At 66.8% G+C, this 23,178-nt stretch carries 22 protein-coding genes and 1 tRNA gene; 13 read left to right on the forward strand and 10 right to left on the reverse strand.

The window, feature by feature from the left end; translation table 11 throughout:
* Positions 1 to 192 (forward strand): transposase (locus tag PSA7680_RS14995; RefSeq protein ID WP_139838684.1); only part of this gene is annotated, 192 nt, incomplete at its 5' end.
* Here the strand turns inward: PSA7680_RS14995 and PSA7680_RS15000 are convergent.
* Positions 154 to 870, reverse strand: coding sequence for a TIGR04283 family arsenosugar biosynthesis glycosyltransferase (locus PSA7680_RS15000; protein ID WP_085869540.1), 717 nt, complete (start codon positions 868 to 870; stop codon positions 154 to 156). The two genes, PSA7680_RS14995 and PSA7680_RS15000, sit on opposite strands and share 39 nt — an antisense overlap.
* Positions 871 to 964: 94 nt before the next feature.
* On the opposite strand from PSA7680_RS15000, the gene ygfZ reads away from it, so the two are divergent.
* Positions 965 to 1,711, forward strand: coding sequence for a CAF17-like 4Fe-4S cluster assembly/insertion protein YgfZ (gene ygfZ / locus PSA7680_RS15005; RefSeq protein ID WP_085869541.1), 747 nt, complete (start codon positions 965 to 967; stop codon positions 1,709 to 1,711).
* A 158-nt stretch (positions 1,712 to 1,869) separates the two neighbouring features.
* Here ygfZ and efp read toward each other — a convergent pair whose 3' ends face one another.
* Complete coding sequence (gene efp, locus PSA7680_RS15010) at positions 1,870 to 2,433, reverse strand: elongation factor P (protein ID WP_085869542.1); 564 nt, start codon at positions 2,431 to 2,433, stop codon at positions 1,870 to 1,872.
* A gap of 216 nt (positions 2,434 to 2,649) precedes the next feature.
* Here efp and PSA7680_RS15015 point away from each other — a divergent pair, with 216 nt between their 5' ends.
* Positions 2,650 to 2,964, forward strand: coding sequence for a DUF6280 family protein (locus tag PSA7680_RS15015; protein ID WP_085869543.1), 315 nt, complete (start codon positions 2,650 to 2,652; stop codon positions 2,962 to 2,964).
* A 122-nt stretch (positions 2,965 to 3,086) separates the two neighbouring features.
* Here PSA7680_RS15015 and PSA7680_RS15020 read toward each other — a convergent pair whose 3' ends face one another.
* On the reverse strand, positions 3,087 to 3,665 hold the full coding sequence (locus PSA7680_RS15020; protein ID WP_085869544.1) for a cobalamin biosynthesis protein CobQ: 579 nt from the start codon (positions 3,663 to 3,665) through the stop codon (positions 3,087 to 3,089).
* Between the two features lie 66 nt (positions 3,666 to 3,731).
* On the opposite strand from PSA7680_RS15020, the gene PSA7680_RS15025 reads away from it, so the two are divergent.
* Complete coding sequence (locus PSA7680_RS15025; RefSeq protein WP_085869545.1) at positions 3,732 to 5,192, forward strand: cobyric acid synthase; 1,461 nt, start codon at positions 3,732 to 3,734, stop codon at positions 5,190 to 5,192.
* Positions 5,193 to 5,274: 82 nt separating this feature from the next.
* Here PSA7680_RS15025 and PSA7680_RS15030 read toward each other — a convergent pair whose 3' ends face one another.
* From PSA7680_RS15030 to PSA7680_RS15040, 3 genes are all read right to left on the reverse strand, one after another.
* Complete coding sequence (locus PSA7680_RS15030) at positions 5,275 to 6,279, reverse strand: hypothetical protein (RefSeq protein ID WP_085869546.1); 1,005 nt, start codon at positions 6,277 to 6,279, stop codon at positions 5,275 to 5,277.
* Between the two features lie 86 nt (positions 6,280 to 6,365).
* Entirely contained in the window at positions 6,366 to 7,763 is a 1,398-nt protein-coding gene (locus PSA7680_RS15035) for a TolC family outer membrane protein (RefSeq protein ID WP_176244155.1), read from the reverse strand.
* Positions 7,764 to 7,806: 43 nt separating this feature from the next.
* On the reverse strand, positions 7,807 to 8,460 hold the full coding sequence (locus tag PSA7680_RS15040) for a protein-L-isoaspartate O-methyltransferase family protein (RefSeq protein WP_085869547.1): 654 nt from the start codon (positions 8,458 to 8,460) through the stop codon (positions 7,807 to 7,809).
* A gap of 137 nt (positions 8,461 to 8,597) precedes the next feature.
* On the opposite strand from PSA7680_RS15040, the gene PSA7680_RS15045 reads away from it, so the two are divergent.
* Together PSA7680_RS15045 and PSA7680_RS15050 are read left to right on the forward strand one after the other, a co-directional pair.
* A tRNA-Cys gene (locus PSA7680_RS15045) sits at positions 8,598 to 8,671 on the forward strand.
* 303 nt (positions 8,672 to 8,974) lie between these two features.
* Positions 8,975 to 10,327: a sulfatase-like hydrolase/transferase gene (locus PSA7680_RS15050; RefSeq protein WP_085869548.1), complete on the forward strand. Its 1,353-nt coding sequence runs from the start codon at positions 8,975 to 8,977 to the stop codon at positions 10,325 to 10,327.
* 29 nt (positions 10,328 to 10,356) lie between these two features.
* Here PSA7680_RS15050 and PSA7680_RS15055 read toward each other — a convergent pair whose 3' ends face one another.
* Positions 10,357 to 11,340: a substrate-binding domain-containing protein gene (locus PSA7680_RS15055; protein WP_085869549.1), complete on the reverse strand. Its 984-nt coding sequence runs from the start codon at positions 11,338 to 11,340 to the stop codon at positions 10,357 to 10,359.
* Positions 11,341 to 11,468: 128 nt separating this feature from the next.
* Between PSA7680_RS15055 and PSA7680_RS15060 the strand changes: the two genes are divergently transcribed.
* The 7 genes from PSA7680_RS15060 (at position 11,469) to PSA7680_RS15090 (ending at position 20,157) form a co-directional block, all read left to right on the forward strand.
* A complete protein-coding gene (locus tag PSA7680_RS15060; RefSeq protein WP_139838685.1) occupies positions 11,469 to 13,856 on the forward strand; it encodes a beta-mannosidase in 2,388 nt (795 codons plus the stop codon).
* Between the two features lie 64 nt (positions 13,857 to 13,920).
* Entirely contained in the window at positions 13,921 to 15,336 is a 1,416-nt protein-coding gene (locus PSA7680_RS15065) for a 3-deoxy-D-manno-octulosonic acid transferase (RefSeq protein ID WP_085869550.1), read from the forward strand.
* Complete coding sequence (locus PSA7680_RS15070) at positions 15,329 to 16,384, forward strand: hypothetical protein (protein WP_085869551.1); 1,056 nt, start codon at positions 15,329 to 15,331, stop codon at positions 16,382 to 16,384. The genes PSA7680_RS15065 and PSA7680_RS15070 overlap by 8 nt, the downstream gene beginning before the upstream one ends.
* The gene (locus tag PSA7680_RS15075) at positions 16,381 to 17,427 is read left to right on the forward strand and encodes an N-acetylneuraminate synthase family protein (protein WP_085869552.1); all 1,047 of its coding nucleotides are present in this window, start codon (positions 16,381 to 16,383) and stop codon (positions 17,425 to 17,427) included. Before PSA7680_RS15070 ends, PSA7680_RS15075 begins: the two co-directional genes overlap by 4 nt.
* Before the next feature lie 5 nt (positions 17,428 to 17,432).
* Complete coding sequence (locus PSA7680_RS15080) at positions 17,433 to 18,158, forward strand: WbqC family protein (RefSeq protein WP_085869553.1); 726 nt, start codon at positions 17,433 to 17,435, stop codon at positions 18,156 to 18,158.
* Positions 18,155 to 19,531 carry an NAD(P)/FAD-dependent oxidoreductase gene (locus PSA7680_RS15085; protein ID WP_176244157.1) on the forward strand — a complete coding sequence of 459 codons (1,377 nt, stop codon included), beginning with the start codon at positions 18,155 to 18,157 and terminating at the stop codon, positions 19,529 to 19,531. The genes PSA7680_RS15080 and PSA7680_RS15085 overlap by 4 nt, the downstream gene beginning before the upstream one ends.
* On the forward strand, positions 19,528 to 20,157 hold the full coding sequence (locus PSA7680_RS15090; RefSeq protein WP_085869555.1) for a class I SAM-dependent methyltransferase: 630 nt from the start codon (positions 19,528 to 19,530) through the stop codon (positions 20,155 to 20,157). The genes PSA7680_RS15085 and PSA7680_RS15090 overlap by 4 nt, the downstream gene beginning before the upstream one ends.
* Positions 20,158 to 20,270: 113 nt before the next feature.
* On the opposite strand, the gene pseF is transcribed toward PSA7680_RS15090, so the two are convergent.
* From pseF to pseB, 3 genes are read right to left on the reverse strand one after another with little or no spacing between them, the layout of a single operon-like run.
* Positions 20,271 to 20,960: a pseudaminic acid cytidylyltransferase gene (gene pseF, locus PSA7680_RS15095; RefSeq protein WP_085869556.1), complete on the reverse strand. Its 690-nt coding sequence runs from the start codon at positions 20,958 to 20,960 to the stop codon at positions 20,271 to 20,273.
* Positions 20,957 to 22,102 (reverse strand): UDP-4-amino-4,6-dideoxy-N-acetyl-beta-L-altrosamine transaminase, encoded by a 1,146-nt coding sequence (gene pseC / locus PSA7680_RS15100; protein WP_085869557.1) that lies wholly within the window; start codon positions 22,100 to 22,102, stop codon positions 20,957 to 20,959. Before pseC ends, pseF begins: the two co-directional genes overlap by 4 nt.
* Positions 22,099 to 23,097 (reverse strand): UDP-N-acetylglucosamine 4,6-dehydratase (inverting), encoded by a 999-nt coding sequence (pseB, locus tag PSA7680_RS15105; RefSeq protein WP_085869558.1) that lies wholly within the window; start codon positions 23,095 to 23,097, stop codon positions 22,099 to 22,101. The genes pseC and pseB overlap by 4 nt, the downstream gene beginning before the upstream one ends.
* Positions 23,098 to 23,178: the final 81 nt, after the last annotated feature.

Here is a 23,178-nt window from a genome sequence, read left to right on the forward strand (position 1 = left end):
AACGTCCGCGTGGTCAGGACCGTCGACCGAGACCTCTACCGCGAACGCAACAAGGTCGAACGGTTCTTCAATCGTCTCAAACACTTCCGCGGCATCGCAACGCGATACTTCAAAACCGCAGCAAACTTCCTCGCCGCACTTCACCTCGCTTGCTCAAGGCTCAGGATCAGACATTATGAGTCCACGACCTAGTCGGCCGTAGGCCTTGGCCAGCTTTTCCGGATCCGCGCCCATGAGGTAGCGCGCCAGAAGCGAAAGGTTGCGCCCCCCGCGGCGCAGCCAGCCTTGTGCCAGGTAGCGGGCGGGCGAGGTCGTGATCGTCGCCCCGATCGGAGCGAGCCGCCCCTTGAGGGCCCGCGCGATCGCCACGTCCTCCATCAGCGGAATATCGGGATAGCCCCCCACGGCCTCGTAGAGCGCGCGGGGGATGAGCAGCCCCTGGTCGCCGTAAGGCAGCCCCAGCAGGCGCGAGCGCAGGTTCGCCCAGCGCGCCACCAGCGCACCCGGCACCCCGCCCCCGGCGAAGCGCAGCCAGAAATAACCGGCGCGGCTCTCCTGCTCGATGAAGGCCGCAACTTTCGCGCTCCAGCCTGCCGGGAGGCGGCTGTCGGCATGCAGCACCAGCAGCCAGTCGCCCCGGGCCGCCGCCGCGGCGCGCCGCAGCTGGCCGCCCCGCCCGGCCGCACCGGTGATCCACTCGGCCCCCACCGCCTGCGCGATGGCGCGGGTCTCGTCGGTGGAGCCGCCGTCGCTGAAGATCACCTCGCGCACGAGCCCTTCCGCATTGGCCTCCATCACACCGGCCAGCGCCTCCGGCAGGCTCTGCGCGGCGTTGAGCGTCGGAAAGATCACTGAGATCGGCGCACGCATGGGTCACTCCTTCTGGGATCGGCGCAGGACGTTGGCCCTGTTGCCCGCGCCACGTTGTCCTATATTGATCGGGCGCGAACAAGAGGAGCCTTCGATGAGCGGCGAGCGAACCATTCTGAGCCTGACCGGCGCGGACAGCACCACCTTCCTGCAAAACCTCGTCACCAACGACATCTCGGCGCTGGACGGCCGCCTCGTCTACGCCGCGCTGCTGTCGCCGCAGGGCAAATATCTGGCGGATTTCTTCCTCACCCGGCAGGGGGACGGGATCCTGCTGGACGTGGCCTCGGGGCTTGCGGCGGATCTCGCCCGCAGGCTCACCATGTACAAGCTGCGCGCCGACGTGACGATCGGCGAAAGCGGGCTGACCCTCTCCCGCGGGACCGGCCCCGCCCCCGAGGGCGCGCTTCCCGATCCGCGCCACCCGGCGCTCGGATGGCGGCTCTACGCCGAAGAGGCCCTGCCCGGAGACGGCACCGACTGGGACGCCCTGCGCGTGGCCCATTGCATCCCGGAAAGCGGGATCGAGCTGATCCCCAACGAAAGCTACATCCTGGAATGCGGCTTCGAACGGCTTGCCGGCGTGGATTTCCGGAAGGGCTGCTACGTCGGCCAGGAGGTGACCGCCCGGATGAAGCACAAGACGGAACTTCGAAAGGGGCTCGCGACCGTGGCCATCACGGGGTCCGCGCCGGTGGGCACGGAGATCACCGCGGCCGGCAAACCGGCCGGAACGCTCTACACCCAGAGCGGCGGCAAGGCGATCGCCTACCTCCGCTTCGACCGGGCCGGCGGCGAGATGCAGGCCGGTGACGCAACGTTGCGGATGCTCGGCACCTGAAGGCGGGGGCGCCGCCCCCGCACCCCCGAGGTATTTCGTGCGAGAGGAATGGCTGTATCTTCCAGGGTGGATTTCGCGGAGCGCGAAGCGGCATCCCGCATCAAGAAAGGGGCGCCGAAGCGCCCCTTGTCATGACTTCCGATGATGGCTCACGCCGGTCAGGCGCGCTCGGAATATTCCATGGTTTCGGTGTTCACCACGATGGCTTCGCCGGGGCCCACGAAGGGCGGGACCATGACCTTGACACCGTTGTCGAGAATGGCCGGCTTGAAGGAGTTCGCCGCCGTCTGGCCTTTGACGACCGGCTCGGTCTCGGCGACGGTGCAGGTCACCTTCTGCGGCAGGGTCGCGTTGAGGGCCTCGGATTCATGGTATTCGATCACGATCGTCATGCCGTCCTGCAGGAAGGGGCGACGCTCGCCCAGGATGTCGGCTGGCAGTTCGATCTGCTCGAAGGTTTCGGTGTCCATGAACACCAGCATCCCGTCGCTTTCGTAGAGGAACTGCTGATCCTTCTGTTCAAGCCGGACGCGCTCGACCTTGTCGGCGCTGCGGAAGCGTTCGTTCAGCTTCGAGCCGTTGCGCAGGTTCTTCATTTCCACCTGCGCGAAGGCGCCGCCCTTGCCGGGCTTGACGTGATCGACCTTGACCGCAACCCAGAGGCCGCCGTTGTGCTCCAGCACGTTGCCGGGGCGGATTTCGTTTCCGTTGATTTTTGGCATGAGGCAAAACCATGTCAATGAGGGTTGATCGGTGTTGGCGCAACCCTATATACAGACCGTCAGGCGCTGACAAGTCACCCGAGACCCCGTACACCGCTTTACCAGTTATGCACTCGGCGCATGGCTCCCTTGACTTAATTGGGATACCGAATCTCGCGAAAATCGCGATATTCGCCGAACGCCAGAAATGCAAGAGCAAGAATAAAGGACGACGAGATGGCTGATTTCGTTGATGGCACCGCTTTCAACCACGAACAAGGAAACCGCGCGCGCAAGCTGTTTGCCGCCGTTGTCCTTGCTGCGCTGGACGATGCGATCGCCGACGACAAGAAATACGGCAACGGACCGGAGCAGATTGCCCGGTGGGCACGTTCGCGGGATGGGCGCGAAGTGCTGTCCTGTGCCGGGATCGATCCGAACGAACGGGTTGTTGCCGGGCTGATGGAATTCGTTGCCAAGGGGGTCCGCACCTCCGTCGCGCTGTCGCGCGAGGAGAGCGAACGCCGCCAACAGCAGGCCGAAGCCGCCTGACACTCGGCTTCTGTCGATCAGACAAAAGTGCGTCTCCCCCCGCGGGAGACGCACTTTTTTCTTGCCCCGGCTTCCCTGTTGCCCTGCCCTGCCGGTGCCCCGCCTGAAGGCTGCGCAGGGGATCACCCGCCACCCAGGATCAGGATGAACACCGCCCAGGGCAGGATCTCCAGCCCGAGCAGCAGCAGCACCGAGAGCCGCGCCACCGGGCCGTGGAAGCGGCGCCACAGGATCACCCCGAGGGCGAGGCAGAGCAGCGCCTCCAGCGGCCCCATGATGCGCCCGTAATGGGCCGGATCCCAGTAGCTGACCGGTGAGTGGAACACCCAGTCGCTCAGCGGCCAGAACTGGCGGCGGGCATCGTCGTTGTGCAGCAGGAAATCCGTCACCAGGTGCAGCAGGCCCGAGCCGGCGAAGGCGATGAGGGGGGCGCGCCTCCACCAGAGCGCGAAGGCGAACAGCGCGCCCCAGAGCACGAAGCTGTTGTCGATCGCGAAGATCGTCTGCCAGCCATCGGAAAAGTAATACTCGTCGAACACGGTCTCCGGCGGGATCCCGAGCACGTAGATCGAGCCGCCTGCGAGCAGGTAGAGCGAAAGATCCGGCATCAGCGCACCGAGGAGGGCCGCCGCGGTGACGGCGCGGGCCTTGGGGCGTGCGAAGACGGCTGCGCCGAGCAGCAGGTGGGCGGGCGTGTTCATCTTTACGGGCTTGCCTTCCGCGCGTTTCAGGGTATCCGGGAAAGGACCATAGAGGGAGCGGCGCGCGTGACCAAATCAATCATGCTTCAGGGGGCCGGCAGCAACGTCGGCAAGTCGATCCTCGTGGCCGGCCTCTGCCGCGCCTACAGCCGGCGCGGGCTCGCCGTGCGCCCCTTCAAGCCGCAGAACATGTCCAACAATGCCGCCGTCACCGCGGACGGGGGCGAGATCGGCCGCGCCCAGGCTTTGCAGGCGCGCGCCTGCGGCGTGGCACCGATGGTGGACATGAACCCGGTGCTGCTGAAGCCGGAGACCGAAACCGGCGCGCAGGTGGTGGTGCGCGGCGAGCGCCGGGCGACCGTCAAGGCCCGCGCCTACGGCCGGATGAAGGCGCAGCTGCTGCCCGAGGTTCTGGACAGTTTCCATAGGCTCGCCGGCACCTGCGATCTGGTGATCGTGGAGGGGGCGGGCAGCCCGGCCGAGATCAACCTGCGGGAAGGCGACATCGCCAACATGGGGTTCGCCGAGGCGGCCGACGTGCCGGTTGTGCTGATCGGCGACATCGACCGGGGCGGCGTGATCGCGCAGCTGGTGGGCACCGATGCCGTTCTCTCCGAAGCGGACCGCGCGCGGATCCGGGGCTTTGCCATCAACAAGTTCCGCGGCGATCCCAGCCTCTTCGACGAGGGCATGAGGGCCATCGCCGCACGCACCGGCTGGGCCCCGCTCGGGGTGGTGCCCTGGTTTGCCGACGCATGGAAGCTCCCCGCCGAAGACGTGATGGACATCGCCTCCGCCCCCGGTGAGGGGGTGAAGATCGCCGTGCCCCACCTCGCCCGGATCGCGAATTTCGACGACCTGGATCCGCTCTCGGCCGAACCCGGCGTCGAGGTGGTGATCGTGCCGCAGGGCGCTCCCCTGCCCGGCGATGCCGATCTGGTGCTGATCCCGGGTAGCAAATCCACGATCTCGGACCTCGCCCATTTCCGCACCCAGGGTTGGGACATCGACCTTGCGGCGCACCTGCGCCGTGGCGGGCGGGTGCTGGGCATCTGCGGGGGCTACCAGATGCTGGGCCGGCACATCCACGATCCCGAGGGGATCGAAGGCGCGCCGGGCTCGGTGGCGGGCCTCGGCCTGCTCGACATCGAAACGGTGATGAAGCCCGCCAAGCGGCTGGCGCTGACCGAGGCCACCGAGATCGCGAGCGGCGCGCCCGTCAAGGGCTACGAGATCCACATCGGCGAAACCGATGGCCCCGATTGCGCGCGCGGCTGGCTGCGGGTGAACGGGGCCTTGCACGGCGCAAGCAGCGCCGATGGCCGGGTTCAGGGCTGCTACCTGCACGGCCTTTTCGCGGCGGATGCATTCCGCGCCGCCTACCTTGAACGGCTCGGCGCGCGCGCGGGCGGCGTCGCATACGAGGCGACGGTGGACGCGACGCTGGACGCGCTGGCCGACCACCTGGAAGCCTGCCTAGATCTCGATAAGCTTCTCGCCATGGCGCAGGAGGTCAAACGCCGCTGATCCCCCAGCTGCCCCGCCAGCCCTGCGGGGCGGCTCATTTCAGGCTTCCATGTCGGGCTACGCGGCGAGGGCCGCGCTGCGGTCAGTCGAAATCCTGGCTCGCGATGATGCGGTGGATCTCCGTGCGCACCAGTTTGCGCACGTTACGGGTGATGCGCTCGCCGAGAACCCCCTGCAACTCCTCGCGCACCAGATCCCGCACCATCTGGCGCAGGGCCTCCTCATCAAGGAGAACGGCGTCTTCCTCTTCGGCGAAGGGGGCGACCACCGGTTCGGGCTGGGGTTCGGGGCGGGGTTCGACTCGGGGCTCGGGCCGGAACTCGGGTTGAACCTCGGCCTCGGGTTCGAAACGGGGCTCAGGTCGGGGATCGGTTTCCGATGGGCGCGCCCACTCCTGCGTTTCGGGCGCCTCGGCTTCGGACTGCACGGCCTCGCCATGCTGCGCCTCGTCAGCCTGCGTGTCTTCCTCCGGCGCGGCTTCGCCCCCCTGGGGATGACGCAGGAAGCTCGGAAGGGACCCATCGAATTCCTCGCCCGCCTCGGCCTGGGGTTCCTCGCACTCATCGGCGGCCGCTGCAGGGCGCCGGGGCACCGCCGTCAGGGGCTCGATCTCGGGGCTGGAGCCAAGTTCTTCGGAGCCGTCCGGCTCGAACACATGGCCCTGGTCGCTGACCACGGATTCCAGTTCGGCGATCGTGCGTTCCAGGCTCGCAAGCCGGGAATCCGCCAGCGGAGCGCGCTGCCATTCATCCTTGCCGAAAACCTCTTCGAAGGAGGCGAAGGGATCTTCCTCCGCGCGTTCCGCCAGTTGCTCGGGCTCAGGCTCGGAGACGGCGGTGTTCGGGTGCAGCAGCAGGGGGCCATCGGCGCTGCCGGCGGCGGGCTTGGGATCGGCAGCTTCGGGCCGGATCCGCTGCGCGGGTGTCAGGACGAGTTTCTCGGCGGGGCGCAGCACGCGCGTGGCCGGAGATTCGCCCCTCACGGCCTCTGCCTTGACCTCGGCCAGAGGCGCACGCGAGCGGACTTCCTCGGAGACGAGACGCCGAATGGAACTTAGAACGTCTTCATATTCCGCCTTGGATTCCATCTGTGACCCGCTCTTTGTGTTTTGCCTCGCCGCCCATAGTAGCGGCAAGGCCTTGTTCACACAACAGATTGTCGAAAATGCGACGCTTACTGCTTGCCGATGGCCCGCAGCACGCGATCCAGTTCGCGCCCCTGCGCGCTCACCCCGGCCGGCGCGTTGCGCACGGAATTGTAGTAGGCGGCGGGGTCATAGGTCGGCACGTTGAGCCCGAGATGCTCGACGGACATCAGCCCCATGGCCGACAGAAGCTGATAGGTGGCGATGTAGACATCGATCTGCGCGGAGACGAGATCGGCCTGCGCGTCGAGCAGATCCTGTTCGGCGTCCAGAACGTCCAGCGTGGTGCGGGCGCCGAGCTGGGCTTCCTCGCGGGTGCCGTCGAAGGCCTCCTGCGCGGCCCGGACCTGCTGGGTGCCGGCGCGGACGCTGGCCTGCGCCACGAGAATCGCCGACCAGGCGTTGCCTACCTCCTGCCCGAGGTTGTGACGCACGACATGCAACGCGCCGCGCGCGGCATCGCGCTGCGCGATGGCCTGGCGGATCTGCGAGGCGAGCGCACCGCCCTGGTAGATCGGCCCGCTCAGCGACAGGCCGACGCTCGCGTCGTCCCGGCTGCGGCCGGAGGAGAGATCGCCGAACTTGTGTGTCACGTCGGCGAAGCCGCGCAGCGTGGGCAGCTTGAGCGAATCCGCCCGCGCGAGATTGATCTCGGCGATCGTCACGTTGCGCTTGGCCTGCGACATGTCGGGATGGGTGCGGATCGAGATGTCCCGCGCGGCTTCCAGCGAGTCCGCCGTGGGCGGCAGCGGCCCCGGAGCGCCCGGGTTCGTGGGGTAGACGCCGACGGCGGCGCGGTATTCTTCACGGGATTGCGCGAGGTTGCCCTGCGCGGCCGCCAGAGTGGAGCGGGCGGAGGCCAGACGGGCCTCGGCGAGGGAAACGTCGGTGCGGGTCACTTCGCCCACCTCGAACCGATCCTGCGCGGCGCGCAGCTCCTCGGCGATCAGGCGCACGGAGTTTTCCGCCAGCGAAACGAACTCCTGGCTCCGGCGCACGTTCATGTGGGCCGCGAGGGCGCGCAGGAGAACGTCCTGCTCGATGCCCTTGAGCGCATCCCGCGTGGCGAGCACCGTTTCCTTGGCGGCATCGATCGAGAGCCGGGTGCGCCCGAAATCGTAGAGCAGAAGCCCGGCCGTGATCCCGACGTTGCCGGTGGCCGTCTCGACGTTGCTGCTGCTGGTGAAGCCGGTGGCGCCGTAGCTGTATCCGGCGGTGTATTCCAGCGTGGGGCGCAGAAGCGCGACGGCCTGGGCCACGTCTTCGTCGGCGGCCCGCAGAACGGCGCGGTTCTGTTCCAGCAGGCCGGAGTGGTTGTAGGCCCCGATCAGCGTGTCGCTCAAGGATTGCGCGTAGGCCGCCGGAGCGGCCAGCAGGCCGGCTGCCGCCAGCGCCGCCAGTTTCGATTTCCAGGTGCTGCTCGACATCTCGTTTTCCTTTTCCGGCGCCCGGGCCTGTTTCCGCGGGCGTTTACAGTGCGAAGTGCTCTTCCCGCTCGAACCCCGGCAGGACGGGCGCCCCGACGTTGGCGACGAAGTGCCAGGAGAGCCGTCCGCCGATCTTCGTGCCGACCTTCAGCGCTCCCACGGCCCCTTCCGCGAAGATGCAGCCGATGCGGCCGCCTTCCTTCAATTGATCGATCAAGCCTGCCGGCAGGGCCTCCACGGCGCCTTGCAGGGTGATGACGTCATAGGGGCCGTGCTTGGGCGCCCCATGGGCCAGCTCGCGTTCGAGGATCACGGCGTTGTCGATCCCGGCATCCGACAAGAGCCCCTGCCCTTCCTCGGCAAGGCCCTCGAGCGGCTCGACGGCCACGACGGCTTCAGCCAGCCGTGCGATGAGCGCGGCGGAATACCCCAGGCCACAGCCGATATCGAGCACCAGTTCGGTCGGCTGGATATCGAGGGCATCCAGCATCTTGGCCAGCGTGCGCGGCTCCAGCATCACCCGGCCGGGGCCGATCGGCAGCGCCTGCTCCGCGTAGGCCGCCTCGCGCAGCGAGCCGGGCACGAACTGCTCCCGCGGCACCGTCAGCATGGCGTCGATGATGGGAAACTTCGTCACGTCGGAGGGGCGGATCTGGGTGTCCACCATCAGCCTGCGTCTCTGCTCGAAATCCGGCATGGGCAAAACTCTTGCGTGCGGTCTTGTAACTGGGTTGTTTTCTGACACATCGCAGGCAGGGGGGCAACTGCGCAGTTTCCTCCATTTCGGCGCTTGCACAGCCTCGGGAGGTCGTATATTCACCGCCCTACCTCTTCGGCGAGTTGGCGGAGTGGTGACGCAGCGGATTGCAAATCCGTGTACACCGGTTCGATTCCGGTACTCGCCTCCATCCTCTTTTCCCCTTGGTCAGATTGCGGAAATCGCCCCCACGCGGGCAGCGTCATGCTGCGGGCCGCAAGCCGCGCGCCCCTGCCCTGCACCCGACGCCGCGATGGCCCACCGAGCCGGACTCGCCAAGAAACCGGGATCGACGATGTGTGCGTTGCGGCAACGCACGGGAACCCGATCACCGGTTTTCCGAACAAAATGCTTGTGGATGGCGAAATCGTGGTAGCCTGCCCGCCACGGCCAACGAGCAGGCCGGCATAATAACAAAACCTACTGAATTTCCATTGACAGGCACATTGACCCCATGAGCAACCGAGACAGCTGCAAGAACGTCGTTCTGATCAGCCTGGACGACTCCGTCGCCTATTGGCGATACAAGACCGCATTCCGGGAAGAACTGATCACCCCCAACCTCGATCGCATCTGCGCCGAGTCCACCGTATTCGACTCCGCCTACTGCCAGGCCCCCCTGTGCGGGCCGTCGCGCACCAGCTTCATGACGGGAAAGACACCGCATCAGACCGGCGTCTTCATCAACCGCGACAGCAATTTCACGAAGGTTTCGCCCGAAGAGACCTGGTCCCACAGGCTCAAGCAGGCCGGTTTCTTCTGCTCCTCCGGCGGAAAAATCCACCACAAATACGCGCCGCTGGCACGGCCCGTTCACCGGATTCTCTACTCCGACGGCCGCAAGAGCTTCCCCAACGACATGCAGTTCGTCGGCGACGTTGCACGCAGGAAATTCGGCGGGCATCGCGGTGGCTGGGGCACGACGGACCCGCAGGACGACAACACCTTCTACGACGCGCACTCGGCCAATTCCGCGATTTCCTTCTTCGAATCCTACGACGATGAAAGGCCCTTCTATCGCGAGATCGGCTTCTACGGGCCGCATGGGCCGCACTACACGCCCGCGCGTTTCAAGGAGATGTATGACGTCGAAAATTTCCGCCAGCCCGAGAGCTGGAAGGACGGATTCGACCCCGATCCCTACGCCGACGCGCATCTGCAGAAAACGGAACAGTTGGAACAGGGAGATCAGCGCTGGTGGCGCCAGTCCGTGCGCAACTACTTTTCCGCCCTCTCCCATGTCGATCACCACCTCGGGCGCGTTTGGGACGCACTCAAATCCTCGCGTCACGCGGACAACACCCTCGTCGTAATCCTGTCCGATCACGGCTTCCACCTCGGAAACCGGGATCGTTTCACCAAGAAAACGCTCTGGGAACAGGTCGCCAACGTGCCGCTTGTGGTGCATCAGCCCGGCGTCACCAAAGGCACGACGATCTCCGATCCGGTGGCGCTTCTCGATGTCGGCCCGACGATCCTGGACTACACCGGCCTCGGGGGCATCGAGAACGGCATGGGCATGTCGCTTCGACCCCGGATCGAGGGTGCCGGACCGGCGGCCGACCGCGCGATCCCCACGTGCCACGGCGATGAGTTCTCGATCCGGAAGGGGAATTACCGGCTCATCCGGTATCAGGACGGAAGCACGCAGCTCTACGACGTGGAAGCGGACTACTGGCAGCAACGCAATCTCGGGGTCGGCCACCCGGCGCACGCTCCGATGCTGGAGGCGCTGGTGGCGTGCGCCGAAGCCTCGGGCTTCACCGGGCTCCGGACAGCCGCACGCCCCGCCCCGAAGGTGGCCTGACTCCGGCGCGCGCTCCGGCGCGCCTCGTTTCAGGGGCGATCCACGAAGCTCGGGCGCGGCGCTTCCGGGCGTTCGATCACCGTGACGGCGGCATCCGCGAGAAAGCGACCCGCGGCCTCGACGTCTTCGGTCAGGCTCATCACCGCGGGCTCGAAATCCCGCACCATGGGGTAGCTTTCCTTGGTGAAGAGATCCACGTCCCGCCCCGGAACCAGCCCGCGGCGGCGCAGTTGCCGCAGAACCGCCAGCGTATCGGAGGTGGAGCAGCAGACGATGCCCTCGGGCGGATCGCCCTCCGCGAGGCGCTGCGCGAGCCGGGCACGGCCGGCCTCCGTATCGGTCTGGCCATGCACGCCTTCGAGAATGTCCAGCGTTCCGCCCGCCGGGGCGAGCGTTTCGCCGAGGCCGCCCAGCAGCGCGGCGGTGTAGGTCTGGCTGCGTGGCGGCGCGACGCAGAGGATCCGGCGCCGCCCCTTCTCAAGAAGCGCCCGCGCCGCGATCGCGCCGAAGGCCGCGTTGTCGAAATCGTAGCTGGCCACGGGCTCCGGCCAGGCGCAGCGGCCGTAGATGGCGAAGGGAAAGCCGGCATCCAGCATGTAGCGCACGCGCGCATCGCGCGTTTCGATCTGCTCGATGATGATGGCATCGGCCAGGCCGTTCTCCACCACGCGCTTCACCGCTTCCAGCGGATCGCCCTCTTTCTCGGAATAGGTCGTCACGATGAGGCTGTAGGCGGTGGGCCGCAGCTGGTTGGCAACCGAAGCGATCAGGCGGCCGGCGTGTTCGGAAACGCGATCGCCGATGCCCAGAACCAGCGCGATGGTGAAGGTCTTGCCCGTCTTCAGCCGCAGCCCGCCCCGGTTGGGCATATAGCCCACTTCCCGCGCGATCTGCTGCACTTTGCGGCGCGTGGACTCCGCGATGTCGGGCGCATCGCTCAGGGCTCGGCTCACCGTCGGAACGGCATACCCGCTGAGGGCGGCGATCGTTTTCAAGGTTGGCTTGGGTTTCATTGGCGCTCGATCCTGTGCTTCAGCCCTTTCTAAATCGTTTCAGTCGATGCTTGCAAATTATCTAAATCGTTTTAGAAGTCGTCATGCGGATTCTTTTCCGCCCCGACGGACAACGCATGGAGACCCCGATGGCAACGATCACCCCTCTTTCCGGCCCCTGGTCCGTGACGGATTGCACCGGCAAGCACAGCCTCGAGATGGCCTTCCCCGGCGACATCACCAGCGCCCTCGCCGCGAAAGGCATGATCGCCGATCCCTATTTCGGGCTAAACGAATATGCCGCGCGCTGGATCGCCGACCACGACTGGACGGCCACGCGGCGCTTCACCGTGGCCTCGCCCTGCCAGGTGCTCGTGCTGTCGCGGCTGGACACGGTGGCCACGGTTTCGGTGAACGGGAAAATCGTGCTGGAGGCCGCCAACGCCTTCCGCCGCTACCGCGTGCCGCTGGAGAACGTGCTGACGGAAGGCGAAAACGAGATCGCCATCACCTTCCACTCCCCCACCCGCGCCGCCAACGCGGCCCAGGCGGCCCAGCCCTATTTCGTGCCCTACACGCAGAACTACCCGGTGCCCAACGGCAACATGCTGCGCAAGCCGCAGTGCGATTTCGGCTGGGACTGGAACGCCGCGCTGATGCCCAGCGGCATTTACGGCGACCTGCACCTCGAAACGCAGGAAGACACCCGCATTTCCGATGTCCTCGTGCACCAGGCCCACCGCCCCGGCCACGTTCAGGTGCAGGTGAGCGCCCATTTCGAGGGCGAGCCCGGCCCGGCCCGGGCCCGGCTCTGCGGGCAGGAGGCACGGGGCGAGATCGACTCCGGCGTGGCCCGGTTCACCTTCGAGATCCCCGATCCCGCCCTCTGGTGGCCCGCCGGGCAAGGGGCGCAACCCCTGCATGATCTCGACATCACAATCGGCGGCGCCAAAGCCCGCCGCCGCATCGGCCTGCGCGAGATCGAACTGGTGAGCGAACCCGATGCCGTGGGCCGTTGTTTCGGCTTCCGCGTGAACGGCCGCGACATCTTCGCCAAGGGGGCCAACTGGATCCCGCAGGATGCGCTGCCGGGCAACGCGCGCCCCGAAGAGCTGCGGGGCCTGCTGCAATCCGCCGTCGATGCCAACATGAACATGATCAGGGTCTGGGGCGGCGGCTGGTACGAGAGCGACGCCTTCTACGATCTCTGCGATGAACTGGGCCTGATGGTCTGGCAGGACGCCATGTTCTCCTGCTCGCTCTACCCGGCGGACGAAGCCTTTCTCGCCGAAGTGGCCGAGGAAGTGAAAGACAACGCCCGCCGCCTGCAGCACCGCGCGAGCCTCGCTCTCTGGTGCGGCGACAACGAACTGATCGGCGCGCTCACCTGGTACGAGGAAAGCATCAAGGACCGTGACCGCTACCTCGTGGCCTACGACCGCCTCAACCACACCATTGAACGCGCGCTCAAGGCGGTGGACCCGGAGGTGAACTGGTGGCCCTCCTCGCCCTCGCCGGGGCCGCTCTCTTTCGGTGACGCCTGGCACGACGACAGCTCGGGCGACATGCATTTCTGGTCCGTCTGGCACGAGGGGCGCAGCTTCGAGCACTACCGGGACGTGAAGCCGCGCTTCTGCTCGGAATTCGGCTTCCAGTCCTACCCGTCGATGGACGTCATCCGCCGTTTCGCGGATCCAGAGGATTTCAACATCGCCGCCCCGGTGATGGAGAGCCACCAGAAGAACGGGGGCGGCAACGCCCGCATCGCCGAAACGATGTTCCGCTACTTCCGCTTCCCGGTGGATTTCGAGAATTTCGTCTATCTCAGCCAGGTGCAGCAGGCGATGGCGATCCAGACGGCGGTGAGCTACTGGCGCAGCCTGCAGCCCCATTGCATGGGCACGCTGATCTGGCAACTCAACGACACCTGGCCCACCTGCTCGTGGGCCTCGCTCGATCACGGCGGCGGCTGGAAGCTGCTGCATCACGTGGCGCGGCGGTTCTTCGCCCCGGTGGCGGCCTCGGTGGTGCCGGAAGCCGGCGGTTTCGACATCCGGCTGGTGAGCGATCTGCCCGACGCCTGCGAGATCGCGCTCGACGTCTGGGCCTTCACGCCCGGCGGGGCACGTCGCCGCCTTGCGGCCGCCCGGCGCAACCTCGCCCCCGGCGCGGGCGAGAGCTGGGCCCGGATCCGCGACTTGGCCGAGGACGAAATGCTGCTTCTGACGTGGGAGGGACCGGACGACCTGAAGGGCAGCGACTGGTTCGCGCCGAAACCCTACAAATCCTACGATCTGCAGCCGCCCCGGATCGACAAGGAGGTGTCGCAGGCCGGCACATCCTGGGAGATCGCCCTGAGCGCGCAGGCACCGGCCTTCTTCGTGGCGCTGGAGGCCGATCAGCCGGGCCGCTTCTCCGACAACGCGATCCTGCTGCTGCCCGGCGCGCCGCGGGTGCTCACCTTCACCCCCGCCAACCCCGCCGCGGGCGCGCCGCGCTTCACCTGCCGCGACCTGCATACCGCCACCTACGGCTGAGCGCGGCAGCCTTCGGGGCCCACCGTGCCCTCCGTGCGTGCCCCCCTGACAAGCGCCGCGCCCCATGCTAGAGCGCAGGTCCGGCGCCGGCGCGGCGCATCTTGGGGACGGCGGCATGTATATCGATCCGGCAAATCGTTACACGAAATCCGAGCGTTGGCGGCTGCGGGGCACCTACCTGCTCTACCAGGTGCTCATCCATCTTTTCCTGCCGGTCTTTCTCATCGTCCTGTTGCTGCGCACCCGCAAGGAGCCGCTTTACGGGACCCGCTGGTGGAACCGCTTCGGCTTTCTCGGCCCGCGCACGCGGGGCCGCGTGTTCGTCTTCGCCGCCTCGCTGGGGGAAACACGCGCGGCCACGCCCGTGATCCACGCGCTGCTCGCGCGTGGGGAAGACATCCTCCTCACCCATTCCTCGGCGGCAGGCCTCGCCGAAGCGCGACGCGCCTTTCCAGAGGAAATCGCCACGGGGCGCATCGTTTCAGGCTACGTGCCCTTCGATCTCTTCTGGGCCCTCGCGCTGTTCTACAGCTGGCACCGGCCGCGGCTGGGGCTCGTGGTGGAAGCCGAGCTCTGGCCGGCCATGCTGATGCAGGCCTGGTGGGCGAAAATCCCCATGTTCCAGATCAACGGCAACTACACCGAGCGCGGTTTCCACCGCGATTCCAGCCGGTTCGGAGGCGTGCGCCTGCTGTTCTGGCGGCTCTACCAGGGCATTCTCACCAAGTCCCGCGAGCGGGCCGATCGCTACCTCGCCGCCGGGATGCCGGCGGAGTCCGTCCAACTCGTAGGCGAGTTGAAGTTCGACCAGCGCCAGAAGGAAGATCAGATCGCGGCGGCCGCGAGCCTGCTGGCGGCCCATCCCACGGGCGGGCCCGTCTTCGGGATCGCCAGTTCGATCGAAGGCGAGGAAGAGGCGCTGTTTCGAGTGGTCGAGGCCCTGCGCGCCAAAGTTTCACCGCCGCCGCGCATCGTCTGGGTGCCGCGCAGCCCGCAGCGGTTTGCCGCGGTGTGCGACGCGCTCAACGCCCGCGGGATCCAGGCCGCCCCGCGCAGCACCCTGCTGGGAGCCGCGTTTGAACCGGAAGCGGGTTTCGACTGGCCCGAAGTTCTGGTCGGCGACAGCATCGGGGAAATGGATTTCTACTACAGCCTGTGCGATCTGGTCTTCGTCGGGGCGACGCTCCACCCTATGGGCGGGCACAACATCATCGAACCGCTGGCGCTGAACAAGCCGGTGGTGACCGGCCCCTCGATCCACGGCATCCTCTACCCGGCACTGGAGGCAATCGAGGCGGGCGCCATGCGGAAGTATGAAAACGAAAAGGATCTGACCGAAGATCTGGTTTCGCTCTTCCGGAATGTTGAGAATCTGCAAGCCTTCACGGCCAAAACCGGGGGCTTCCATGCCCAGCACCGCGGCGCGGCCGCGCGCACGGTGGCGGTGCTTGCCCCCTGGCTGGAGGGCAAGGATGGCTGATCCCTGCATCGCCCTGCGCTATGACGCCTGGCCCGAGATCGGCCTTGGCCACCTGCGCCGCGCCTACGCGCTCGCACAGGAATGCGCCGCGCGCGGCATCCCGGTGCGCCACGTCGTGCCCGAACGCAGCCGCGCCCTGCTGGAGCGCGACGGCATCCCGGCGGGCAGCATCCTCGATGCCGGCACCGACTGGCTGTCTCAAGCGCCCGACGTGACTCATGTGGTGACCGACATCAACTGGCACGGCAACGGGCTGGGCGCATCTAAGGAGGTCGCCCGGCTGGCAGCGGCGGGTGTGCCGGTTGCGATGATCGATTGCGTGCCGCCGGACGAATACGTCGATCAGCCGAGCCCGCCGGCGCTGATCATCACGCCCTATCTGAATGCGCGCAGGCTGCGCGCCGCCCCGCCGAATGCCGCGCATTGGGAAGCCGGCGCGCGCTACACGATCCTGTCCCCGGACTACGCGGAGCTGCGCGGCCGGGCGCTGCCGAAAACCGAGCGCATCCTCGTCTCCTGCGGCGGATCGGACCCGGACGGCTTCTCCCTTGCCACGGTGGATGCGCTTCTCGGCTCCGGCCTGCCGCTGGACGTCGTCGTCGGGCCGCTGTTCGCGGAGGGCATCCGGGCCGGCCTCGCTGACCGCGCCGCGCAGCACTCCCGGATCCGCCTTCATGACGCGCCGGCCACCCTCGCCCCGCTGATCGCGCAGGCCGGGCTGATCGTGGGCCGCGTGGGCCTGATCCGATACGAGGCCGCCTGCCTCGGCACCTACGGCATCTACCTCGCCGCCGGCCCCGCCTACGCGGATTACTTCGAACAGTTCACCGCGCGCGGATTCGCCGAGATCTACCAGGACGGGCGCAACGGCGGCCGCGCCGCCTACCTCGCCCGCCTCCCGGCGCTCGCCTCTCCGGAAACCCGCGCGCCGCTGCTTCGGCGGAACACGGCCGCCATGGCCGCCGTGGATGGCACCGGCGCCGCCAATGTGATTGATATGGTCCTGACCCTCACCCAGGACGCCCCAACCCAACGAGGCCCCCAATGAGCCTGACCATCGAAGGCAAGACGATCGGCCCCGACGAGAAGTGCTTTCTCATCGCCGAAGTCAGCGCCAACCATGACCGCGATCTCGACCACGCGCTCCACCTCGTGGACATCGCCGCCGACGCCGGCTGGGACAGCCTGAAGCTGCAGACCTACGATGCCGACACACTGACGATCCGCTCCAACCATCCCTCGATGGCGGTGGATCCCGTCTGGGGCAAGGAAAACCTCTACGAGCTCTACGACTCCGCCGGCATGCCGATGGAATTCCACGCCCCGCTCTTCGCGAAGGCACGCGAACGCGGGCTGCTGCCCTTCACCTCGATCTACGATCCCCGCGATCTGGATTTCATCGAAAGCCTCGATTGCCCGATCTACAAGATCGCCTCCTTCGAGATGACCTTCGACGACCTCCTTGTGGCCGTCGCGGGCACCAAAAAGCCGATCATCCTCTCCACCGGGATGGCCAATCTGGCCGAGATCACCCATGCGGTGGAAATGTTGGATAAACACAATTCCGGCGAAGTGATCCTGCTGCATTGCTGCTCATCCTACCCGGCGCCGTTCGAAAGCATCAATCTCAACGCCATGCAGACGATGCGCGAACGCTTCGGCCGGATGGTCGGCTTCTCCGATCACACCATCGGCGCCATCGGCCCGCTCACCGCCGCGGCCATGGGCGCCGTCGCGGTGGAGAAACATTACACCTCCGACCCGACCCGCAAGGGCCCCGATCACCGTTTCTCGGCGACGCCGGACGTGATGAAGGAAATCGCGGAGGGCATGAAGGCCATCCACGCGCTGAAGGGCTCCTCCGAGAAAGGGACGACGGAGGCCGAGCAAGTCTCCAAATCGGTGGGGCGCCGCTCCGCCTTCGCCCTGCGCGATCTGCCCGCCGGCCACGTCGTCACACCGGAGGATTTCCGCTTCGTGCGCCCCGCCGCCGGCATCCCGCCCAACGACAAGCCGGCCCTGCTGGGCCGCCGGCTGGCCCGCGCCGTTCCGGCCGGCCATCCGATCACCTACGAGGACATCGCCTCTTGAGCTGCATGGCGATCATGCAGCCGACCTTCCTGCCCTGGCTCGGCTATTTCGCCCTCATGGAGCAGGCGGATGTCTTCGTCTTTCTCGACGACGTGCAGTTCTCCAAGCAGAGCTGGCAGTGCCGCAACCGGATCAAGGGGCCGAACGGCGAGATCATGCTCTCGCTGCCCGTGGCCCGCAAACCCTCGAAACCATTGATAAAAGACGCCCTCCTGGCCCCCAACGGCTTCGAGCGGAAGCTGATGAAAAGCGTCGCCGCCTGCCTCGGCAAGGCCCCCCATTACCCGCTGGTGGAAGAGATCCTTACCGCCGGGCTGGCACGGACGCCCGAGGGGCTCTCCGCCGTCAACCGCCATATCATCACCGCCATCGCCCGGGCCACCGGGCTCGACACCCGGATCGTGCTCGCCTCCGAAAGCGGGGTGTCGGGCGGCGAGAAGGCCGAGCGCCTGCTGGCCTTCTGCGAGTCCTACGGCGCGCGGCAGTATCTCTCCCCCGTCGGCTCCTACGATTACCTGTCCGCCCATGATCCCTTCGCGCAAAGCCCCGTCGCCCTGCGCTTCCAGAATTTCGCGCATCCGGAATACCCCCAGTTCTTCGGAAGCTTCCAATCGCACCTCGCCGCCATCGACGCGCTCGCCCATGTCGGCCCCGACGGGTTCCTCCCCCTTGTCAGGGCGGGCATCCACCCGCCACACTCCATCGAAGATATCGCAAGGATGAGCCAGTGAAACACTACGACATCATCATCGCGGGCGCCGGCTTCGCCGGCATCTACGCCGCCTGGCGCCTGGCCCGCTCTGGCGCGAAGGTCGCGCTCGTGGAGGCGTCCGACAAGATCGGCGGCAACCTGCAATCCAAACGCTGGAAGGACTGGTGGGTGGACAACGGCACCCACAACTTCGACATCCGCACCCCGATCGGGGAGGAATTCTACACCGACATCCTGCGCGACAACATCCTGATCTGGGACGATCAGCAATGGGCCTGCACCACAGGTTCCCACTGGACGCATGGCTTCGAAATGCCTGATTTCAGCGAGGAAAACCCGGCCCTTGCCAAGGCCGCACTTGCGGAGCTCGCATCTCTTGAACATGCACCCGAAAAGCCCGTGCCAGCGCATTACCTCGACTGGTATCGCAACACCTACGGCGAGACCCTCACCAAGGCCATCACGCCGATGCTGGAGAAATACACCGGCAGCGATCCGGCGCAGTTCTCCGCCGACGCCCGCGGCGCGCTCGGCATGTTTTCCCGCCCGAAACTCGGCACCGACGCCGAGATGATCGCGCTGAAGGAAAAATCCCCCTTCTGGGACGCCCGCCTCGGGGTCTCGCTGATGTCGGGCGATCCGCGGTTTGCCGGCAAGAGCGTGAACAAGAAGTTCTGCTACCCGGCGCGGGGCGCGCTGACCGGTTTCTGCGACGCCGCCCTAGAGCGGCTGAGCGAACTGGGCGTGGAGATCTTCACCTCCTGCGGCGTCAGCGGCATCGAGGATGCCCCCGGCAAGGTGATCGTCACCGCCGGCGGCCGGCAGCTCAGCGCCGGCAAGCTGTTCTGGTCCCTGCCGGAGGTGGTGCTGGCCAAGGTGCTCGGCATCGAAGTGGACCTGATGAGCAGCGCCGTCCCCGTGGGCACCTGCTTCTTCGTCTTCGAAGTGCCCGAGGCCAGCATCCAGGGCCCCGACTACCTGCAGGATTACAGCACCCGGCGCCTGCCCTTCCGCTACAACAAGATCGGCACCTACAGCGAGCAGACCCGGCCCGACGGCACCACGATCGTCACCGCGGAGGCCCCCTGCCACCCCGCCCGGATCAAGGAGATGGCGACCGAGGCCAACCTCGCCCGCGCCTGGGACGCCCTGCTGGACGTGGGCTACCTCGCCCCCGGCACGGAAGCCGGAGACTCGATGTTCTGGGGCCACCCGGTGGCCTACACGATGCCGAAAGCCGGCTGGCGGGAGCCCTATGACGCGGCCCAGGCGGCCTTCCGGCAGGTCTCCGAACGCATCGTCGGCGTCGAGTTCGGCTACCGCGGGCGTTTCAATTTCATGACATTCTACGAAACCAAGCTCGAAGCGCGCCTGCTTGGAGAGAGCGCATGAGCGAGGCGCTGATCGCCCATTACCAGGCGCTTCTGGCCGCACACGGCCCCGGCGCCAAGGCGGTGCAATGGGCCGATGCCGAAACCCAGACCGCGCGGTTCGCGGTGCTCTGCGGCATCGCCCCGAAGCTCGGCCGGGTGCTCGATGTCGGCTGCGGGCTGGGCCATCTCCACGCTTTCCTGAAGGCAAACGGCCACGGCGGCAGCTACCACGGTGTGGACATCGTCCCCGAGTTCGTCGCCCATGCCAATGCCGCCATGGCCGACGACCCCGATGCCCAGGCCAGCCTCGTGGCACCGGACGCCCCCCTGCCCGCCTGCGATTACGCCCTGCTGTCGGGCGTCTTCAACAACCGCATGGAGGACAACTGGGGCTTCATGACCCATACCCTGCGGCGCATGTGGGACGCGGCGGAGGAAGGCATCGCCTTCAACGCCATGACGAGCCACGTGGACTACCACGACGATGGGCTCTACTACGTTGATCCCATGGAGGTTTTCGCCTTCTGCAAAAGAGAGCTCGGCGGCCACCCCACCCTGCGCCACGATTACGCCCTGCGCCCCGACGGCTTCCCCTTCGAGTTCGCAATCTACGTGCGCAAGCGCCCCGCCTCCCCGCTGGGCTGACGGCCCCTTCCACTTTGTTCCGAAAATATCCCGGGGGTGCGGGGGCAGCGCCCCCGCGGCGCCCACCGCAGCCCTGGGCTGCAACGGCACGCCTAAAAACGGCAGCGCCTCTTCTATGCTCCCGGCCCTTGCCGCAAGGCGCGGAACATGGCTTCGGCGCGCGTCCAGTCCTCCGGCGTGTCGATGTCCTGCACGCGGTGGCGCGGCAGGATCAGCGGGCGGGCACCGGCGCCGAAGGCCGGCCTGCCCTCGCGCCAGGCAAGAGCCGTGCCCCAATAGAACTGCCCGGCGTCGTGATAGGCCTCTTCCAGATCCTGCGACCGAGTGGCGTAGTTGGACGGATCGAACATTTCGAGCCCCTCCCCCTTCAGCCGCACGGCCCGCTGGATCGGGAACGGGTAGCTCGTGACCGGGATCACGTAATCGGCCCCCTCGATCATCTCCGCGCCCTTGCGGATGTCCGCCGGCCGCACGAAGGGTGCGGTGGCGTAGAGGCAGCAGATCACCGCCGGCTCCTCCCCTTCGGCTTTCAGGAAATCCAGCGTGTGCACGATGACCGCGGCCGTCGTGGCGTGATCGTCGGAGAGCTGCGCGGGCCGCAGGAAGGGCACCTCCGCCCCGGCCGCGCGCGCCGTGGCGGCGATCTCGGGATCGTCGGTGGAGACGATGATGCGCGAAAACACCCCGCTGGCCTTCGCGGCCTCGATCGACCAGTGGATCATCGGCCGGCCGCAGAAGGGCTTGATGTTCTTGCGCGGGATCCGCTTGGAGCCGCCGCGCGCCGGGATCATGCAGATGCTCATGCGAGCGCCTTTTCCACGGCGGCCACCACCTGATCCTGCGCCGCCTCCGTCAGCCCGTGGTAGAGCGGGATCGAGATCGCCTGCGCATAGTAGCCTTCGGCCTGCGGGAACTGCCCGGGGGCAAAGCCGAGCCTGCGGTAGTAGGGCTGGGTATGCACCGGGATGTAGTGCACGTTGACGCCGATGCCCTCTGCGCGCAGCGCATCGAACACGGCGCGCCGCCGGGCGGCCTCCACCCGGATCACGTAGAGATGGAAGGAGGAGCGGGCCTGCGCAAGGCGGCCCGGGCGTTTCAGGGGCAGGTTGCCGAGGGCCGCATCGTAGCGCTCGGCCAGCGCGTTGCGGCGATCAACATATTCCGCCAGCCGCGTCATCTGGGTAACCCCGAGCGCGGCCTGAAGCTCCGTCATCCGGTAGTTCAGCCCAAGCTCGACCTGCTGGTAGTACCAGCCGCCTTCGCTTTCGCCCTCCATCAGCGCCGGATCCCGCGTGACACCGTGGCTGCGGAAAAGCTCCATCCTGCGGGCAAGATCCGCGTCCTGCGTCGTCGCCACGCCGCCTTCCGCCGTGGTGACGATCTTGACCGGGTGGAAGCTGAACACGGTGATGTCACTGTGGCGACAATCGCCCACCGGCTTGCCTTCGAAGCTGCCGCCGATGGCGTGGGAGGCATCCTCGACGATCTTCACCCCGTAGTCCCGCGCCAGCGCGCCGATGGCGGCCATGTCGCAGGACTGGCCGCACATGTGCACCGGGATCAGCACCTTGGGCAGGCGCCCGGCGGCCTTCGCCGCGGCGAGTTTCTCGGCCAGGGCCTGCGGGCACATGTTCGCGGTGTCGGGATCGACATCCACGAAATCGACATCGGCGCCGCAGAGCCGGCCGACGTTCGCAGAAGCCACGAAGGTGATCGGCGACGTCCAGAGCAGATCGCCGGGGCCGAGGCCCAGCGCGAGGCAGGCGATGTGCAGCGCGGAGGTGGCCGAGTTCACCGCCACCGCGTGGCGCGCCCCGGCGGCTTTGGCCACCGCCTGCTCGAAGGCCGGCACCTGCGGGCCCTGCGTGAGGAAATCGCTCTTGAGCACATCGACCACGGCATCGATGTCCTCCTGGCGGATGTCCTGCCGGCCGTAGGGGATCATCGCTCGACGTCTTTGGCCATCTCGAGGAACTCGGCCTCGGGCAGCCACTGGGTGTTGTTGCCGGAGTTGTATTCGAAGCCCTGCGGCACCGGCGTGCCGGCCTCTCCGAGGCGGTTCACGGAGAAATCGGTGTGATGGGCGAACTGGATCGTCGGCTTGATCACGTAGTGATCGTGGAACTCCAGCGTCAGGTGGCTGTCGTCCGCCGGGCACATGACCTCGTGCAGCTTCTCGCCGGGGCGGATGCCGATGATCTTCTGCGGCAGATCCGGGGCCATCGCCTTGGCCAGATCCACCATCCGCATGGAAGGGATCTTGGGCACGAAGATCTCACCGCCCTGCATCCGGGTGAAGTTCTTCAGCACGAACTGCACGCCCTGATCCAGCGTGATCATGAAACGGGTCATGTCTTCGTGGGTGATGGGCAGCTCGGTGGCGCCTTCCTCGATCAGCTTCAGGAAGAAGGGCACGACGGAGCCGCGCGAGCCCACCACGTTGCCGTAGCGCACCACGGCGAAGCGGGTGTCGCGGCCGCCCACCATGTTGTTGGCGGCGACGAAGAGCTTGTCGGACGCCAGCTTGGTGGCGCCGTAGAGGTTGACCGGGTTGGCGGCCTTGTCGGTCGAGAGCGCGATGACCTTCTCCACCCCGCAGGCGATGGCCGCCTGGATCACGTTCTGGGCGCCGTGGATATTGGTCTTGATGCACTCGAACGGGTTGTATTCGGCGGCGGGCACCTGCTTCAGAGCGGCGGCGTGGATCACGTAGTCCACCCCGTCCATCGCTTCCTTCAGGCGCTCGCCGTCGCGCACGTCGCCGATGAAGTAGCGCATGCAGGGCGTGTTGTACTTCTGCTGCATCTCGAACTGCTTCAGCTCGTCGCGCGAGAAGATGATGACCTTGTTCGGGCTGAACTCCGCGAGGATGTGCTCCACGTATTTCTTGCCGAAAGAGCCCGTGCCGCCGGTGATCAGGATATTCTTGTTGTTAAACATGCGTCTTCGTTTCCGTGGTGGAGCCTAAGCCTTTGACGCAGAGAATTACCTGCCCCGCCGGGAAGATACCACGTAAAAAAG

This window comes from Pseudoruegeria aquimaris (assembly GCF_900172235.1).
In the GTDB taxonomy this organism is placed as follows: Bacteria; Pseudomonadota; Alphaproteobacteria; order Rhodobacterales; family Rhodobacteraceae; genus Pseudoruegeria; species Pseudoruegeria aquimaris.

Bases quoted from the DNA above. Each gene is read 5' to 3' on its own strand.
- ygfZ (WP_085869541.1), top strand. From the start codon at position 965: ATGAGCGGCGAGCGAACCATTCTGAGCCTGACCGGCGCGGACAGCACC.
- PSA7680_RS15035 (WP_176244155.1), bottom strand. From the start codon at position 7,763: ATGTCGAGCAGCACCTGGAAATCGAAACTGGCGGCGCTGGCGGCAGCC.
- PSA7680_RS15070 (WP_085869551.1), top strand. From the start codon at position 15,329: ATGGCTGATCCCTGCATCGCCCTGCGCTATGACGCCTGGCCCGAGATC.
- pseC (WP_085869557.1), bottom strand. From the start codon at position 22,102: ATGATCCCCTACGGCCGGCAGGACATCCGCCAGGAGGACATCGATGCC.
- PSA7680_RS15020 (WP_085869544.1), bottom strand. From the start codon at position 3,665: ATGAACACGCCCGCCCACCTGCTGCTCGGCGCAGCCGTCTTCGCACGC.
- PSA7680_RS15055 (WP_085869549.1), bottom strand. From the start codon at position 11,340: ATGAAACCCAAGCCAACCTTGAAAACGATCGCCGCCCTCAGCGGGTAT.
- PSA7680_RS15060 (WP_139838685.1), top strand. From the start codon at position 11,469: ATGGCAACGATCACCCCTCTTTCCGGCCCCTGGTCCGTGACGGATTGC.
- PSA7680_RS15050 (WP_085869548.1), top strand. From the start codon at position 8,975: ATGAGCAACCGAGACAGCTGCAAGAACGTCGTTCTGATCAGCCTGGAC.
- PSA7680_RS15015 (WP_085869543.1), top strand. From the start codon at position 2,650: ATGGCTGATTTCGTTGATGGCACCGCTTTCAACCACGAACAAGGAAAC.
- PSA7680_RS15080 (WP_085869553.1), top strand. From the start codon at position 17,433: ATGGCGATCATGCAGCCGACCTTCCTGCCCTGGCTCGGCTATTTCGCC.
- pseB (WP_085869558.1), bottom strand. From the start codon at position 23,097: ATGTTTAACAACAAGAATATCCTGATCACCGGCGGCACGGGCTCTTTC.
- PSA7680_RS15065 (WP_085869550.1), top strand. From the start codon at position 13,921: ATGCTAGAGCGCAGGTCCGGCGCCGGCGCGGCGCATCTTGGGGACGGC.
- PSA7680_RS15090 (WP_085869555.1), top strand. From the start codon at position 19,528: ATGAGCGAGGCGCTGATCGCCCATTACCAGGCGCTTCTGGCCGCACAC.
- PSA7680_RS15000 (WP_085869540.1), bottom strand. From the start codon at position 870: ATGCGTGCGCCGATCTCAGTGATCTTTCCGACGCTCAACGCCGCGCAG.
- efp (WP_085869542.1), bottom strand. From the start codon at position 2,433: ATGCCAAAAATCAACGGAAACGAAATCCGCCCCGGCAACGTGCTGGAG.
- PSA7680_RS15040 (WP_085869547.1), bottom strand. From the start codon at position 8,460: ATGCCGGATTTCGAGCAGAGACGCAGGCTGATGGTGGACACCCAGATC.
- pseF (WP_085869556.1), bottom strand. From the start codon at position 20,960: ATGAGCATCTGCATGATCCCGGCGCGCGGCGGCTCCAAGCGGATCCCG.
- PSA7680_RS15030 (WP_085869546.1), bottom strand. From the start codon at position 6,279: ATGGAATCCAAGGCGGAATATGAAGACGTTCTAAGTTCCATTCGGCGT.
- PSA7680_RS15075 (WP_085869552.1), top strand. From the start codon at position 16,381: ATGAGCCTGACCATCGAAGGCAAGACGATCGGCCCCGACGAGAAGTGC.